General features: G+C 50.6%; 2 tRNA genes. Both read right to left on the bottom strand.

What is annotated here, in order from left to right:
• Positions 1-122: 122 nt before the first annotated feature.
• A tRNA-Ala gene (locus ACK13D_RS22050) sits at positions 123-198 on the bottom strand.
• Between the two features lie 142 nt (positions 199-340).
• A tRNA-Ile gene (locus tag ACK13D_RS22045) sits at positions 341-417 on the bottom strand.
• Positions 418-496 lie beyond the last annotated feature (79 nt).

Raw genomic sequence — 496 nt, 5'->3', positions numbered from 1 at the left:
GAATGACGCGCTGCGTCGTTTCAATTTTCAGCTTGTTCCGGATTGTTAAAGAGCATAATACGTCGCAGCACACCGTCGCCGGTATGCTCTGAGGTATTTCAGAAAAAAACAGATAAACGATATGGTGGAGCTAAGCGGGATCGAACCGCTGACCTCCTGCGTGCAAGGCAGGCGCTCTCCCAGCTGAGCTATAGCCCCATACAGTTACTGCAGAGACCACTACTACCACTCAACCGAGTACACTTCGTGAGAAATGCAATTCGTGCTCAGGCAAGGCATGTTTCCGCGAAGCATAGTGAACTATGCGAGCCGGAAACATAACGCAGCGTGAGTGCGAATTTGGTAGGCCTGAGTGGACTTGAACCACCGACCTCACCCTTATCAGGGGTGCGCTCTAACCACCTGAGCTACAAGCCTGTAGAGGTTTTTTCTGCTCGTTACTTTTTATCAGACAATCTGTGTGGACACTGCGCGGGAAGGTATCTTCAGGTAAGGA

The organism is Pantoea sp. K16 (genome assembly GCF_048452805.1).
GTDB classification, from domain to species: Bacteria; Pseudomonadota; Gammaproteobacteria; order Enterobacterales; family Enterobacteriaceae; genus Pantoea; species Pantoea agglomerans.
Note: the sequence above shows the minus strand (reverse complement) of the source record. Positions and strands in the feature narration are given on the sequence as shown.